At 50.1% G+C, this 15,548-nt stretch carries 16 protein-coding genes; 10 read left to right on the top strand and 6 right to left on the bottom strand.

Translation table 11 applies throughout. The features are described from left to right. From ACTHUE_RS04245 to ACTHUE_RS04220, 6 genes are all read left to right on the top strand, one after another. Positions 1 to 167 (top strand): ACT domain-containing protein (locus ACTHUE_RS04245; protein ID WP_440423050.1); only part of this gene is annotated, 167 nt, incomplete at its 5' end. Between the two features lie 337 nt (positions 168 to 504). After that, positions 505 to 1,155: a hypothetical protein gene (locus ACTHUE_RS04240; protein WP_440361149.1), complete on the top strand. Its 651-nt coding sequence runs from the start codon at positions 505 to 507 to the stop codon at positions 1,153 to 1,155. A gap of 79 nt (positions 1,156 to 1,234) precedes the next feature. Then, the gene (locus tag ACTHUE_RS04235; protein WP_224783368.1) at positions 1,235 to 1,561 is read left to right on the top strand and encodes a purine permease; all 327 of its coding nucleotides are present in this window, start codon (positions 1,235 to 1,237) and stop codon (positions 1,559 to 1,561) included. A 68-nt stretch (positions 1,562 to 1,629) separates the two neighbouring features. After that, positions 1,630 to 1,953, top strand: coding sequence for a hypothetical protein (locus ACTHUE_RS04230; RefSeq protein WP_004519296.1), 324 nt, complete (start codon positions 1,630 to 1,632; stop codon positions 1,951 to 1,953). A gap of 94 nt (positions 1,954 to 2,047) precedes the next feature. Then, positions 2,048 to 2,458, top strand: a complete 411-nt coding sequence (locus ACTHUE_RS04225) for a hypothetical protein (RefSeq protein ID WP_004519295.1) — start codon at positions 2,048 to 2,050, stop codon at positions 2,456 to 2,458. Positions 2,459 to 2,645: 187 nt separating this feature from the next. Further along, on the top strand, positions 2,646 to 3,080 hold the full coding sequence (locus tag ACTHUE_RS04220; protein ID WP_141744533.1) for a hypothetical protein: 435 nt from the start codon (positions 2,646 to 2,648) through the stop codon (positions 3,078 to 3,080). Between the two features lie 76 nt (positions 3,081 to 3,156). On the opposite strand, the gene ACTHUE_RS04215 is transcribed toward ACTHUE_RS04220, so the two are convergent. Further along, positions 3,157 to 3,597, bottom strand: coding sequence for a DNA polymerase III subunit chi (locus ACTHUE_RS04215; RefSeq protein WP_004519293.1), 441 nt, complete (start codon positions 3,595 to 3,597; stop codon positions 3,157 to 3,159). Between the two features lie 37 nt (positions 3,598 to 3,634). Next, on the bottom strand, positions 3,635 to 6,121 hold the full coding sequence (locus ACTHUE_RS04210) for a heavy metal translocating P-type ATPase (RefSeq protein WP_049335597.1): 2,487 nt from the start codon (positions 6,119 to 6,121) through the stop codon (positions 3,635 to 3,637). 361 nt (positions 6,122 to 6,482) lie between these two features. On the opposite strand from ACTHUE_RS04210, the gene ACTHUE_RS04205 reads away from it, so the two are divergent. Next, positions 6,483 to 6,608: a hypothetical protein gene (locus tag ACTHUE_RS04205; RefSeq protein WP_003678791.1), complete on the top strand. Its 126-nt coding sequence runs from the start codon at positions 6,483 to 6,485 to the stop codon at positions 6,606 to 6,608. Positions 6,609 to 6,676: 68 nt separating this feature from the next. Here the strand turns inward: ACTHUE_RS04205 and hflX are convergent, their stop codons facing one another. From hflX to lptF, 4 genes are all read right to left on the bottom strand, one after another. Beyond that, positions 6,677 to 7,837, bottom strand: coding sequence for a GTPase HflX (hflX, locus tag ACTHUE_RS04200; protein ID WP_070625930.1), 1,161 nt, complete (start codon positions 7,835 to 7,837; stop codon positions 6,677 to 6,679). Positions 7,838 to 7,881: 44 nt separating this feature from the next. Beyond that, positions 7,882 to 9,102, bottom strand: coding sequence for a glycosyltransferase (locus tag ACTHUE_RS04195; RefSeq protein WP_224783369.1), 1,221 nt, complete (start codon positions 9,100 to 9,102; stop codon positions 7,882 to 7,884). A 119-nt stretch (positions 9,103 to 9,221) separates the two neighbouring features. Continuing rightward, entirely contained in the window at positions 9,222 to 10,292 is a 1,071-nt protein-coding gene (gene lptG / locus ACTHUE_RS04190; RefSeq protein WP_003745632.1) for an LPS export ABC transporter permease LptG, read from the bottom strand. After that, entirely contained in the window at positions 10,289 to 11,404 is a 1,116-nt protein-coding gene (lptF, locus tag ACTHUE_RS04185) for an LPS export ABC transporter permease LptF (protein ID WP_004519285.1), read from the bottom strand. Before lptF ends, lptG begins: the two co-directional genes overlap by 4 nt. Positions 11,405 to 11,562: 158 nt before the next feature. On the opposite strand from lptF, the gene ACTHUE_RS04180 reads away from it, so the two are divergent. The 3 genes from ACTHUE_RS04180 to znuD form a co-directional block, all read left to right on the top strand. Then, positions 11,563 to 12,972, top strand: a complete 1,410-nt coding sequence (locus tag ACTHUE_RS04180; protein ID WP_070695333.1) for a leucyl aminopeptidase — start codon at positions 11,563 to 11,565, stop codon at positions 12,970 to 12,972. A gap of 100 nt (positions 12,973 to 13,072) precedes the next feature. Continuing rightward, a complete protein-coding gene (locus tag ACTHUE_RS04175) occupies positions 13,073 to 13,555 on the top strand; it encodes a cupin domain-containing protein (RefSeq protein ID WP_070695332.1) in 483 nt (160 codons plus the stop codon). A gap of 218 nt (positions 13,556 to 13,773) precedes the next feature. Next, positions 13,774 to 15,548: TonB-dependent zinc receptor ZnuD (gene znuD / locus ACTHUE_RS04170; RefSeq protein ID WP_440402796.1), on the top strand; the 1,775-nt coding region annotated here is incomplete at its 3' end.

Genomic DNA, 15,548 nt, shown 5'->3' with positions numbered 1-15,548 from the left:
GTTCACACGTCGGCGTAGCCGCCAAAATCTTCCGCACCCTCGCAGAAGAAGGCATCAACATCCAAATGATTTCAACTTCCGAAATCAAAGTATCCGTCCTGATTGACGAAAAATACATGGAACTGGCTACCCGCGTTCTGCACAAAGCATTCGACTTAGGCAACTAATTCCAACCAGTCAAAAAGGCCTTCTGAAACTTTATTGTTTCAGAAGGCCTTTTTTATTTCCATTACATAAATCAACAACATCTTAATAAAAAAAATCAACTTTAGCTCAAAACAGTGTAGCCTGGCTTATTATTACCCTTGTTAATTTCATTATATATTCAATATTTTACAACCATCCACCTTCGCCGTTTAATTCCAAAAACATACCACTTAACCTAATTTGAGAAAAATAAACAAATCTGTAATAAAATAGGACAAAAGTACAAACAATTATCTACGCTCATCAATAAAAACAAATTTCCCCCAATTTTCTCCTAACTTAAGAAGGAATCCTAATATGAACGTATTAAACAAATTCGGTATGCTGATCTTGACCGCTTCCCTGCTGGCAGCCTGCGGCGACTCCGGTAATAAAGGCAGCAGCGACAAACCGGCAGAACAAGTTGCTCAAAGCGAATCTAGCTCTGCCAACAAATACGAAAAAGCTCTGAGCGAATTCCCGGAAGCAGATCCTAAACTGGCCGAACCTATCGTCATTTCCGATAAAAAATCTCCAGACGGTCTTGCCGAATTGCAAAAATTCATTCACTTCACCACTGGTGAAGAAGCTCAAAAAATTACTCAGCTAGGCCTAGAATTGCAAAACTTGGCTAACCAAAATAAAGAAAAAGAAGCTTTGGAGCAGATGAACAAACTGACTGCCGCACTGGAACAATTCCATCAGAGCGCAGCTGCCCTCGACATCAAAGATCCTGAAATCAAAGCAGTTCTGGATCGTGCATTACAAGTCAGCAGTGCTGCCAACGACATGATGATTTATGCAGGCAAACATGCTTCTGAGCTGACTATCAACGGCAAAGATAAAGATTCGCTCAAATTTGCCAATGATTTCCAAGAAAAATCTCAAAAATTGCAAGAAACCCTACGTGCAGCCAATCAAGAAGTACAAAAAGCTGCCGAAGCTTTAGGCAAAAAATACTCCCAATAAGCCTATTGTTTCCGATAAATATCGGTGGTATCGGCAACATCGATACCACCTTTCCAAACCCTAAGTCAGGTTGAACACAATGAATAATCTAAACCCTTCACTCCCCTGCCCACACTGCCATGCCCCGATCCAAGGCGGATTGGTTAAAGGTTTGGCCGCAGTCAAAGAATGTCCTTCCTGCCATAAAAAAGTCAAATTCAAAAAACCGCCTGTTGGCGAATATTTCAAAGCTTTGCTGAAACCTTTCGCTATTTTTGTAGTAGTTGTCTGCATCGTAGCGGCAATACTGATCAGCCTGTTTGGTACATTCCCCCAATATATCAGTATGGCATTAGTTATCGGCTTTTTCGTCTACTACATTATCCCGATTCAAAACAAACTTTCATCTTTTGAAAAAGACGAATAAACATATACTTTGCCCATCCAACCCACTTTTCCGGATGGGCAATACTTTATACGGCCCAATAAAAAATAATGAAATCGTCCCCATTTTTTTGTCCGCATTGCTCCAATCCGATTCGAGGTAGTGCATTCAAAGGACTGAAAAGCATTAAAGAATGCCCGACCTGCCACAAAAAAGTCCGCTATAAGCAGCCAACTGCAAAAGAAATCCGCCAAGCGACATGGAAAAAGAGCATTATTTTCCTTGCCCTGCTGACCTTATACCTTGCCTTTCTGATTGCACTATTTCGCGCAGATATTCCTTTTACGTATCTCATCCTTCCTATCATGCTCTATTTGGTTGCAGTCTTCCAGCCTGCCATTATCAAGCATTCTTCATTTGAGAAAGACGAATAGCCTGCTTTCAGACGGCCATCGCCTTCGATAACAAGGTTTGGCCAATACCGATTTTAATCCTTATCCCCGATATCCCCTCCAAGGCTTTTATTACATGAAACGTCCAGTCCCTGTTACCATCGCCACCGTTCTCTATTTCATCATAACTGCCCTTACTTGCTTTACTACGGTTGCTCTTGCGATTTATTCGGGCGATTTACTGATAGAGGTTGCAGCCTTGGCATTCCCTTTCCTGCCTTGGTGGCTGTCTATGCCCCTATACTTCATCCTCCTTTCCTTACCGGTATTTATTGCTGTCGGCCTGCTTTCAGGCAACCGTTCTGCCCGTTGGCTGGCTATTGTGCTAGCGGCCTCTTCGCTAATCATGGTGTATAGCGATATGGCGAGCTATAGTTCTCAACAAATCATTATTCAATCCATTCTCCACCCTGTTTTGCTGCTCCTCATCTTCAATCCGGTATCCAACCGCTATTTCGCCAATGCGGCCTCAAAAACCGAATCCTAAACCATCGGATTTTGACTTCAAAAAAACTTAAGGCCGTCTGAAACCCTTGCCCTTACGCAAATCTTTTTCAGACGGCCTAAAATAGAATGGCCTTTTCAGACTGTCTTTTCCTAAGGCAGCCCTTCATACAAGCAATAATGCGTTTCCCTTAGCAGCTTTAAATACCAAACTGTAAGCAAACAAACCCATGAAATCAGTTTTTCCTATTTTCTTTATCCTGCTCAACTTATTCTTCATCCTCTATTTGCGACGCAAGCTATCTATATGGATTCGTTTGGCACTTTACTTGTCTATCGGTGGACTGTTTTATTTATGGATGTCCAACAAATCTGCCCTAACCTCCCTATTTGCACACACCCTGTCATTACAGCCATTCGACGTATTTCATGAGACAATCGGTTTTTCATTATCGGTTACAGTCTTCCTCAATCTGTTTGACTTGCTTGCCGTACCTTCGATTGTCCGTTTCCCCAACTTAATCCTCAAAAATCCCCAACACCACCATCAGTCTGTTCAATGGTATCTTGCCAATACTTCCCTTTTTGAACGCTTTTTCCACTATTTCTACTCTTTCTGCTGTTGCCTCATGTTTTATGGTATATGGCACGAAGCCTTCCGATAATCAATCTAAAAAACAAAGGGACATCATCAAAATGTCCCTTTGTTTATATTCAGACGGCCTTGAATATCTCCAACACTCAATCCTTCCCTCCTCTCGAAAAATGCTCAATCTCAAATCCGCTCTGACGATAAGCTCGAAAACGGTCTCGGGCTTCGGCCAAATCTTCTAAGCTGTTGCCCACAATTTCAAGGATACGGTTTGGAATGGCCGGGGCTTGGCTCCAGAAATCAGCAGACAGGTTCAAAACCGTGCAATCTTGCGAAATATTCGGCAATGCGTTTCCAAACGCAAGCAATACCGGCGTTTCAGACGGCATGGGGTCGGTAGGCAGCCAGACTTCATGCGGAATAAAGCTTTCGGGAATTTGCTGCCAAAAATCAACGTCTAGTTGCTGCACTGCCGCGGCAGAATCCGACCACACCAAAATCTGCCCGCCATCGCGTATGGCGCGCGCAATCAGGCGGCAGGCAAAGGCGGCCGGGCGGGCGACGTGTGTATAAAAAGTGGCTTTAGGCATGGCGTATTCTTTCGTTTAGGCAATGGATTGGCCGGTTTCAGACGGCCTTTTTGGTTTTCAACAATCTCAAGGCATTGCCCAACACCAGCAGCGAGCTGAAACTCATGCCGAGCGCGGCGATCCACGGGGTAACGTAACCAAACACGGCCAGCGGAACGGCAACCAGATTGTATGCGCTAGCCCAAGTCAGGTTTTGGCGGATAATTTGATGGGTGCGGCGTGCCTGTTCCATCATCACGGGCAAAACGTTCAAATCATCATTGAGCAAAACCACATCCGCACCGTCTCGCGCCACATCGGCACTCGTGGCCACGGCGGCCGACACGTCGGCTTGGGCAAGGACGGGGGCATCGTTGATCCCGTCGCCGATCATCATGACTTTACGCCCTTGTTTTTGCAGATTTTCCACATAAGCAAGTTTGTCTTCAGGCGTGGCTTCGGCACGATAGGCATCCAATCCCAGCTCTTGCGCGACTTGGGCTACGGCAGCTTGACGGTCACCGCTTAAAAGGTGCAGACGGATGCCGTGTTGTTTCAGGTTTTGCAACATTTCAGCGGCGCTGTCTTTGATTTGGTCTTCCAGCAAAAAGGCCGTCTGAAAACCGCTTTGATTGCCCAAGAAAATAATGCCGCCTGTGTGGTCGATATGGGCAAATGTTTCAGGCAGATTACCGGCGATTTCCGAAACAAACGCCGCTTTGCCCAAAGCCCAAACTTGGGTTTTGCCATCCAATTCGATTTGTGCGCTGACACCGTGTCCGATACGGTTGACCCGTTGCTGCACTTTCACATCAAGCGCGGATACAGGTCCGTCTAAAAGCGTATGGTTCAAAATGGCACGGGCGATGGGGTGTTCGGATTGCTGTTCCAATGCTTGGGCAACGGCAAGGGCTTGGACTTCGTTCAGACGGCCTGCTGACAACATACGGCTGACGGAAAGCTGCCCTTTGGTCAGCGTACCTGTTTTATCGAACACGACGTCGTCAATTTGAGCAAGCGTTTCCAGGCTTTGTTTGCCGCTGATGAGAATCCCGTCTTTGGCAAGCGCACCGGTAGAAGCAGCCAGCGCAGTCGGAGTCGCAAGCGACAAGGCACATGGGCAGGTAATGACCAGCAAGGCAACGGTAATCCACAAGGCGGTGTGCGCATCTGCATACCAAGCCCAGCCGATAAAAACAGGAATCGCAAGCAAAAGTTCGCCAAACACAAAACTGGACGCGTATTTTTCGGCCAACTCGGCGGCACGCGGTTTTTGCGCCAGCGCACGGTCGAGCAGTTTGACGATATGGGACAGGCGCGTGTTGCCACCGGTATGGTCGGTGCGGATGATTAAAGGGCTGCTGGTGTTAAGCGTGCCGGCGGTTACTTTTTCAGACGGCCTTTTGACAATCGGCAAACTTTCGCCGGTCAACATGGCTTCGTTAACTTCGCTTTCGCCGGACAAAACCGTACCGTCCACCGGAATGACTTCGCCAGGCTTCACAACAATCGTATCGCCGATATTGAGGCGGACGACTGCGGCTTCCTCGATGACTTCGCTTTCCGGATAAGACGGCAAACGGTGGCAGAATGCCGGAACCAGTTTGACCAACCGCTCCGCCGCATCGCCTGCTTTGCGTCGGGCAATCTGTTCCATAAAACGCCCGCCCAATAGGAAAAACAGCAACATGGCGATGGATTCAAAATACATGCCCTGCCCTGCGTTGGTGGCCAAACTGTAAATACCCGCAATAAAGGTCATCACAATGGCAATGGCAATCGGCGTATCCATGCCGACACGGCGGTTTTTCCAGTCGCGCCACGCGCCGCGGTAAAACGGCAACGCGCTATAAAACACAACGGGCAACACCATCAAAAAGCCGCCCCAATGCAGGATTTCCAAATAAAGCGGCTCGATGTCGCCGCCGTAAAAATAAGTCGGCAGGGCAAACATCATCGTCTGCATCATACCCAGACCGGCCACGGCCAATCTGACGATAAACTGTTTGCGTTCCTTCTGCGCCTGCACTTCGATTTTTTGCGCATCATAAGGCGCAGCGGTATAACCGGTTTGGCGGATTTTCAGCAAAATGTCCGACAATTCGATGTGGGCGCTGTCCCACACCACGCGGCAGCGGTGGGTGCTGTAATTCAAATCCACGCGCACTACGCCCTTCATGCGCAACAACTGCTGCTCAATCAGCCACACGCACGCGGCGCAGGTAATGCCGCCCAGCATCAACACCGCCTCGCGTTCATCCCCTGCGCCGACCTCGACAAAATCCGCCTGCACTTCGGGCAAATCGTATAGCTTTAATTGCGACAACACTTCCGGTGGCGGCAATTCGGATTTTTCCGCGTCTGCGGTACGCTGTTTGTAATAATTGCCCAAACCTGCATCGATGATACTCTGCGCCACTGCTTGACAACCGGCACAGCAGGTTTCGTGTTCTTCGTCTTCAAAACGAACCGTCAGATGCAGATGCTCCGGGACTTCAAGTCCGCAATGGAAACAGTTTTTTTGGGGATGTGTGGAAGATGTCATCATGTGTTCGATTTATTTTTCAGACGGCCTGAAACAACCGTCCCAGGGTGTTACATTTTAGCAAAAAGCGTTTTTCTGCTTCATTTCATTTACTTTTGAATCAATAGACTGTCGGACTTTGTAAAAAATATGGAAAACAAAGTATTGACCGTTCATCAAACGATGAACGGTAACATATAAATACCGTTTATCTTTAAAAACTTCCGATTATTTTAATGTAAAAATGGAACTTTTTTAAAAATTCCGATACATTCTTTGTTGACCTCAGCCCACTTAAGCAGCATACTTTAGGCATTCCGCGAAGACGGAAATCAAAAAACACACATTTACTTATAAAACTAACTTATTGGGAAACCTCACCATGATTGATCGCCTTATGCCTATCTTTGCCGTTATCGGCATTTTGTCCAGCACCGTATACCTGAGCCTCGCCGCTTGGATGCTTTACGAAAGCGTGTTTAAAAAGAAAAGCCCTCTGTCGGCATAATCCTCAGATTTAAAATTTTACGGTAAGGCCGTCTGAACATTCAGACGGCCTTGTTTCATTCCATACCATCAAGCACTTTTCTGTACGGTCAATTCAATCATCGCTTCACGCAAACCGTCCAAGCCCAAACTTTCGGCAACGGAAACATTCACGCCGACGGCATGCCCGGAATTGTCGCGCAAAATGCCTGCTTCACGCATACCCGGCGGCAGCAAATCGATTTTGTTGTACACCACCAACTGCGGAATTTCATGCGCGCCGATTTCTTCCAAGACTTCGTTGACATCGTCCATCTGCCGTTCAAAATCAGGATTGGACGCATCAACGACGTGCAGTAGCACATCCGCCATCGCCGTCTCTTCCAAGGTGGCGGAAAACGCCGACACCAGCTTGTGCGGCAAATCGCGGACGAAGCCGACGGTATCGGTCAAAATCACGCTCGCCTCATGCGACAGGAAAAGCCGGCGCGCAGTGGTATCCAAAGTAGCGAACAACTGGTCTTTCGCCAATACGTCTGCTTTGGTCAAGCGGTTGAACAGGCTGGATTTTCCGGCATTGGTATAGCCGACAATGGCAAAGGTTTTCAGACGGCCGCTCATGCGCGATTTGCGGCGCGTGGCGCGTTGTTTGCGGACATCGGCAAGCTGTTTTTTCAATGCCGTGATTTTTTGTCCGATTAAACGGCGGTCGGTTTCCAGCTGGGTTTCGCCCGGCCCTTTCAAGCCGATGCCGCCCTTCTGACTTTGCAGGTGTCCATAACCGCGCACCAGCCGTCCGCTCAAATGGTTCAACTGAGCCAGCTCCACCTGCAACTTACCTTCCTGCGATTGGGCGCGTTTGGCAAAAATCGCCAAAATCAAACCCACTCTGTCTAGGACGCGGCATTGAAGCTCTTTTTCCAGATTACGCTCTTGTGTCGGCGTGAGTTCGTGGTTGAACACAACCAGCCCGACATCATGCTGCTTGACCACTGCCGCCAACTCTTCCGCCTTGCCCGTACCGACAAACGAAGCCGGATGCGGTTTATCGCGGCGTGAAGTTTCGATAGAAACCAAATCGCCGCCGGCCGCGCCCACCAATTCTGCCGCTTCGGTCAAGGCCGTCTGAAAGCCGCGCTCGCGCGTTTCGTTTGCGCCGGAATAGTCCGCCGTCAACATCACGCCGACCAAGAGGACGCGTTCGGGCTTTTCCAAAGATTTATCGACGGAAAACAGATTGCGCTTGCTCAAAAAATTTCCTTTCAGACGGCCTTATGGTCGGGGCAAAGTCCTGATTAACGGTTTTTCAAAATATCAGCAAAATATTCGGTCACTTCTGCCAAACGTCCACCCTGCTCGGCATAAGGCTGCATGACGGCTACCAGCTGCTCTAATACTTCGCGCGTTTCGGTTTGCGCATGTTCGCGGTAGAGCCACATATTTTGCATGGTCACTGTGGTCAATACCTCGCGTACATTAAGCAAGAGCAAGTGGCGGCAAGACTCATAGCCTTGGCGCAAATCGCCGGCCGCATAGGCGGTAACCGACAATTCATAATCGATGTCCAACTGATAAACATTGCTTTGGACAAAAAGAATATCGTCTTTTGGGAACGGGATACGTTTCGCCATCAGGCCGATTGCATGGGAAATGCGGTATTTCCCTTCCTGACGCAGCATGGTTTGCGCAAGGTAGAGACACTCGGCACGGCGCGGGTTGTAATCGTAGCCTGCCAACCAAGTTGCCAAGGCTTCATCGCGTTTGCCCATTAATTTGTAGCACTCGCCCAGCTGTTGGTAAGAAACCGTCACTTCCTCTATCCAACCGCCCAACTCGATGCGTTTTTTAAACCATTCGCTCGCACGCTCGGGCATATCAGAATCCCAATAAGAGCGCGCCGCGTAAAAGGCGTAACGCGGTTTCAGGTCTTCATCTTCAGGGCTGTAAAACGCTTTTTCCAAAGAAACCGCGTCAAGCAGGTATTTGTTCGCCATATTGCTGCGCGCGCCGAAACGGCCGCTGAGAACCGTATAGTCGCCATGAAGCGTGGCTTCGCTGGTATCTTGTTTGTCGGTTTCAATAAATTCGTGCAACACGCCGCGCCAGTAGAATGTTCCGTCATTGCGCAACAACAGCGGACGGTAATAAACCACGCTGCCCATGGCATTTCTCATGCGGAGGCGGTAACGGTCGGCGGTCAACTCGGGCAATTCCAATTTGCCTTCAAAGCGGTCGTCCGCATCAAAAATCAACACGTAATCGGTTTTGTTTTTTGCGTGTTTCAACGCCTGATTGCGGTTGTATGCAAAATTTTGCCAACCATCATGATGAATCTCGCCTGCGATGCCCTTTGCATCGAAAAAGCGGCGGATCACGCCGGCGGTATCATCGGTCGAGCCGGTGTCACTGATGACGTAGTAGTCAAGTTTGATGTGGTCGGTGATGTTGGCCAGTGTTTCTTCGATAATTGCCGCTTCGTTTTTGACAATCATATTCAAGCAGATGGTTTGGGACATTTTCAATAGCCGCATTGGTTTGGAAAGGTATTATTTTACTTTAGCATTTTGTTTTTTGCACACAAAATACTCAGGCCGTCTGAAGATTGCCTTTCAGACGGCCTGAAGTTTATTTTGCCTTATCTTTTTTCTTGACGGCGTATCAGATACACCGCCAACAGTGCAAACAAAACCGTCGGCAATGCGCCCGCCAAAAACGGCGGCACGCCGTACAACTGACTGGTAAAGCCGAAGAGCCGTCCGGCAAAGTGGAACAGCAAACCAAGGCAGATACCGCCGAAAAGTTTCAAGCCCATATTGCCGTGGCGCGTGGTTTGCGGGGTAAAGGCAAAGGCAACAAGCGCCATCACCCATGCGGCAACGGGATACACCAGCTTGCGCCACCATGCGATGGCATAGACTTGGGTATTTTGGTTGTTTTTTTCCAGATGGTCGATGTAGGTGGTCAATTCGCCGACAGACATTTGGTCGGGCTTGACGAGCAATACGTCCATCAGGTTGCGTTTGACGGAAATCGGCCAGTTTTCTTCGGCGGCGGTAGAAACCTCGACTTTATCTTCGCCCAATATGCTGCGGCGGATGTTTTTCAGCTGCCAGCTGCCGTCGGGATTCAAAACCGCTGATTCGGCTTCTGCCGCTTGGGTCAGTTCGTTTTTATCGTTGCGCTGCCAAATTTTGATGCCCAGCAGGGTATGGTCGGGCAGCATTTCGCGCACGTTGATGATGCTGTTTTTTTCTTTGAGCCAAAGGCCGGTATTGCCGGTACTGATTTTGCCGTTGATGGCGGCGGCTTTGATGTTTTCGGCTTTTTGACTCAGCGTGGGTGCAACCCATTCGCCAAGCGCGACGGTGGCAATGGCGAAAATCAAACCGAACTGCGACAGAATCAACAGCAGCTTTTTGGTGCTCATGCCGCTGGCTTTGATGACGGTCAGCTCGCTGCCGGAAGCCAGTTGGCTGAGGGAAATCAGGCCGCCGATCAAAACGGCAAGCGGCATCAGTTCATAGGCGCGCGCAGGCATCTGCATTAAAACATACTGCCCCAATTTTGCGCCGTTATAGCTGCCTTTTCCAAGATCGCCGACTTCGTTGATGATTTCAAAAAAGCTGTACAAAGCGAGGAAGGCAAGAAGGGCGTAAACCGCCATAACCGCCATTTGACGGATGATGTAACGTGAAATCAGGTTCATTTTCCGCCTTTCAATGTCAGACTTTTGGCAACCGCCTGCCAGAAGGGTTGGCTAGGCATACTGCGCACGCGCAGCAGGACGACGGCAATCACAAACATGATGATGTGCATGGGCAGCAGTCCGAGCCAGAAATGGATTTTGCCGTCTTCCACGGCATTGCGCAGAAAGGTCAGCCCGTTTTGGTAAACCAAAAACAAGCCGATGGCAATCAGGATATTGTAGGTATGGCCGCTGCGCGGATTGAAATAGGAAAGCGGCACGGCAAGCAGGCACAGCAACAAAACGCTGACGGTCAAGGAAATACGCCACATCAATTCCGCCTGGTGTTGGGGGTTGCTGCTGCCAATCAGTTGGGCGGTCGGGATGGTACGGCGGTGTGAAACAGGGTCGATGAGTTTGGGCGTGGTGCTGATAATCAGGCTGAGGTGTTGGAAAGAAACGCGGTTGTAATCGGCTTTGCCGGGCGTACCGCTGTAACGGTAGCCGTCGCGCAATTCAAGCGTACGTTTGTTGTCGGTCAGCGAAAAATTGCCCTCTTTGGCAAAAACGATGTTGTCGTTGCCATTTTTATCCTGCTCGCGCAGGAACAGGTTTTTCATGATGCCGGATTCGGTATCGAAGGTTTCGACAAAATAAACCCTGCCGTTGCGCTTGCCCAAGCTATTAAACTCGCCGGCTTCCACCAAAGATAATTCCTGCTTCTGCTTCAAAATTTCGGCATATTCGCGGCTACGCAACTCTGCCCACGGCATTACCCAAAGCTGCATGACGGCAATCAAAATGGCAAACGGCACGGCAAACTGCATGACCGGGCGTATCCATTGTTTCAATGCCAATCCGCAAGAGAGCCAAACCGACATTTCGCTGTCGCGCCAGTAGCGGGTCAATACAGTCAACGTACTGATAAATGCGGTCAACACCAGCAAAAGCGGTGTCATGCCGATTACCCAGAAGCCGACTAAGGCCAGCACGGCATCGATGGCGACACGCCCGTCGGCTGCGCGGCCAAGCAGGTTGATGGCCTGCGTGGACACCAATACCGCCAAGAGGACGACAAAGATGCCGACGGCGGTAAAGGAAAGTTCTTTAATAAAGTTTCTTTGGTAAATCATAAGATTGAGCGTGGTATACGGTTTATGGGAAACCTATATTTATTAATAAGGCTTCAGACGGCATGACACAAATGGAGTACAATGATTTTCATCTGTTCGGACGGTTGGTCAACAGGCCGTCTGAACAACCGACAACCGTTCCAATCAGGAGAATAAACGTGAAATTTAGCACAAAAGCCGAAACTTTGCAGGCTCAACAGGCAGGTGCGCAATTATTTGTCTGCGCCGAAGCATCGCAACTGAGCAACCCGACTGCCCTCGCCCTCTTCGCTTCCCTTGAAGAAGGTCAAAATTTCGCCGACACCAAAATCCCGACGGACAACGGTTTGCAAGCCATTGCCGTCTCCCGCCTCGAAAAAACCGACCGCGCCGCGCTGAACAAAGCCGCAGCCGAAGCCGCCAAATGGGCGCAAAATCAAGAAACGGTCAATGTGGACGTTCACGCCTTTGAAGAAGCGCAAGCAGCAGCCGTTGCCGAAGCGTTTGCGATTGCGTTCGGCAATGCCGCCTACCGTTTCGACCGCTACAAAAAAGAAGCCAAACCGGCCAAATTTGCAGAAGCCGTGTTCCACAGCGCACACGAAGCCGCCGTCAAAGAAGCCCTGCGCGTTGCCGAAGCGCAGGTTTACGGACAAAGCCTCTGCCGCGACTTGGGCAATGCCGCACCCAACGAATGCACGCCTGAATTCCTCGCGCGTACCGCGAAAGCCGAAGCCGAAAAATTGGGCGCACACGCTAAAATCATTGAAAAAGACTACATTAAAGAAAACATGGGTTCGTTCTGGTCTGTCGCCAAAGGCAGCGTCGAAGACCCATATTTGGTCGAACTGAGCTATTTCGGTGCGGCCGACAAAGAAGCCGCCCCCGTCGTCTTGGTCGGCAAAGGCATTACCTTCGACACAGGCGGCATTTCCCTCAAACCCGGCCTGAACATGGACGAAATGAAGTTCGACATGTGCGGCGCGGCAACCGTCATCAGTACCTTCTGCGCCGCCGTCAAACTGCAACTGCCGATCAACCTGATTGCCGTCGTCGCCACCTGCGAAAACATGCCTTCCGGCGCGGCCAACAAACCGGGGGACGTCGTGAAAAGCATGAAAGGCTTGACCATCGAAGTATTGAACACCGATGCCGAAGGCCGTCTGATTTTATGCGACGCACTCACTTACGCCGAACAATTCAAACCCAAAGCCGTTATCGACGTCGCCACCCTGACCGGCGCGTGCATCATCGCTTTGGGTCATGACGTCAGCGGCGTGATGGGCAACAATCAAGATTTGGTCGACAGCCTGCTGACCGCTTCCCGCAACGTGGACGACAAAGCATGGCAACTGCCGCTCTTTGAAACCTACAAAGACCAACTCAAATCCAACTTTGCCGACATTCCAAACATCGGTACGCCGGGTGCAGGCACGATTACCGCCGCAACATTCCTGTCTTACTTCACCGAAGACTATCCATGGGCACACCTCGACATCGCAGGTACCGCATGGAAATCCGGCGGTGAAAAAGGCGCGACCGGCCGCCCTGTTCCTTTATTGTTGAACTATCTGCGCAATGTGAAATAAAACTTGGGGGAAGCCTGCAGGGTTACACATTTCAACCCCGCAGGCCGTCTGAAAACTGAATCCGCATTATCTGACTCAACCTGACAAACGGAGAACCACCATGAAACCACTATTTGCCGCATTATCTGTCGCCCTTCTGCTCGGCACATCCATAAGCGCCCAAGCTGCCGAACAAACCACCCCCACCGACCGCAGCATCCAAGTGTACAAAAAAGCCGACTTAGCAGAATGGAACCGCGAAAACGCAGCCGGAGGCCAAGGCCCATTGCTCGGCAACTTTGCCTTCACGCGCCATCAAACCGCCGACCAAGACGCATTCAAAGAAATCGGCTGGCTCACATTACCGCCGGGTGCTTCCATCGGTCAGCACAAACATACCGGCAATGAAGACGTTTACATCATCGTATCCGGCAAAGGCCTGTTTACCGACAGCGAAGGCAAACAAACCGAAGTCGGTGCCGGCGACATTACCATCGCCCGCCCTGGACAGTCCCACGCACTCAAAAATATCGACAAAAAACCGTTGGTATTCCTTGATCTGATTGCAGAGACCACTGGCGCTAAAGCCGCCGAAACCAAGTAATGCTTTCAATGAAAGCAAACAATCTGCCATGACTTTCTGCCTTACCCAAACCAGGCTGCAGAGAGATTGTTCCGTTTTCATTTAAACCTACATACAAGCTAAAGGCCGTCTGAAAACCACGCTTCGTTTTCAGACGGCCTTTTTTCTCAAAAATCTTATCATATAAATGACGCAATGTTATATAATAACAGCCTTTCGAAATATGATGAGAAACTAAAATGACACAAACCACACTCAAACCCATTGTTTTATCTATTCTTTTAATCAGCACCCCCATCCTCTCCCAAGCGCATGAAACCGATCAGTCGGTTGACTTGGACGAGGTTACCGTCGTCGGCAAAAGCCGTCCGCGCGCCACTTCGGGGCTGCTGCATACTTCGACCGCCTCCGACAAAATCATCTCCGGCGATACCTTACGCCAAAAAGCCGTCAACTTAGGCGATGCTTTAGACGGCGTACCGGGCATTCATGCCTCGCAATACGGCGGCGGCGCATCTGCTCCCGTTATTCGCGGTCAAACAGGCAGACGGATTAAAGTATTGAACCATCACGGCGAAACGGGCGACATGGCGGATTTCTCTCCCGACCATGCCTTGATGGTGGACAGCGCCTTGTCGCAACAGGTCGAAATCCTGCGCGGCCCAGTTACGCTCTTGTACAGCTCGGGCAATGTAGCCGGTTTGGTCGATGTTGCCGATGGCAAAATCCCCGAAAAAATGCCTGAAAACGGAGTATCGGGCGAAGCCGGATTACGTTTGAGCAGCGGCAATCTGGAAAAACTCACGTCCGGCGGCATCAACGTCGGATTGGACAAAAACTTCGTGCTGCATACCGAAGGGCTGTACCGCAAATCGGGCGATTACGCCGTACCGCGCTATCAAAAAGAAGAAGGCCGTCTGAAACGACTGCCCGATAGCCATGCCGATTCAAAAACCGGCAGCATCGGTCTGTCTTGGGTTGGCGATAAAGGGTTCCTCGGCGTGGCGTACAGCGACCGTCGCGACCGCTACGGCCTGCCTGCCCACAGCCATCTCTACGACGACTGCCACGCCGACATCATCTGGCAGAAAAGTTTGATTAACAAACGCTATTTGCAGCTTTATCCGCACCTATTGACCGAAGAAGATGTTGATTACGATAATCCGGGCTTGAGCTGCGGCTTTCACGACGACGATAATGCACACACCCATGCCCACAACGGCAAACCGTGGATAGACCTGCGCAACAAACGCTACGAACTCCGCGCCGAATGGAAGCAGCCATTCCCCGGTTTTGAAGCCCTGCGCGTACACCTAAACCACAATGACTACCACCACGACGAAAAAGCAGGCGATGCAGTAGAAAACTTCTTCAACAACAAAACACACAACGCCCGTATCGAGTTGCGCCACCAACCCATAGGCCGTCTGAAAGGCAGCTGGGGCGTGCAATATTTGGGACAAAAATCCAGCGCGCTTTCCGCCATTCCCGAAACCGTCCAACAACCGATGTTGATTGACAACAATGTGCGCCATTACAGCTTTTTCGGTGTAGAACAGGCAAACTGGGACAATTTCACGCTAGAAGGTGGCGTACGCGTGGAAAAACAAAAAGCTTCCATCCAGTACGACAAAGCATTGATTGATCGGGAAAACTACTACAACCAGCCCCTGCCCGACCTCGGCGCGCACCGCCAAACCGCCCGCTCGTTCGCACTTTCGGGAAACTGGTATTTCACGCCACAACACAAACTCAGCCTGACCACCTCCCATCAGGAACGCCTGCCGTCAACGCAAGAGCTGTACGCACACGGCAAACACGTCGCCACCAACACCTTTGAAGTCGGCAACAAACACCTCAACAAAGAGCGTTCCAACAACATCGAAATCGCGCTGGGCTACGAAGGCGACCGCTGGCAATACAATCTGGCGCTCTACCGCAACCGCTTCGGCAACTACATTTACGCCCAAACCTTAAACGACGGACGCGGCCCCAAATCCATCGAAGACGACAG

The organism is Neisseria sp. P0021.S005 (assembly GCF_051956955.1).
Note: the sequence above shows the minus strand (reverse complement) of the source record. Positions and strands in the feature narration are given on the sequence as shown.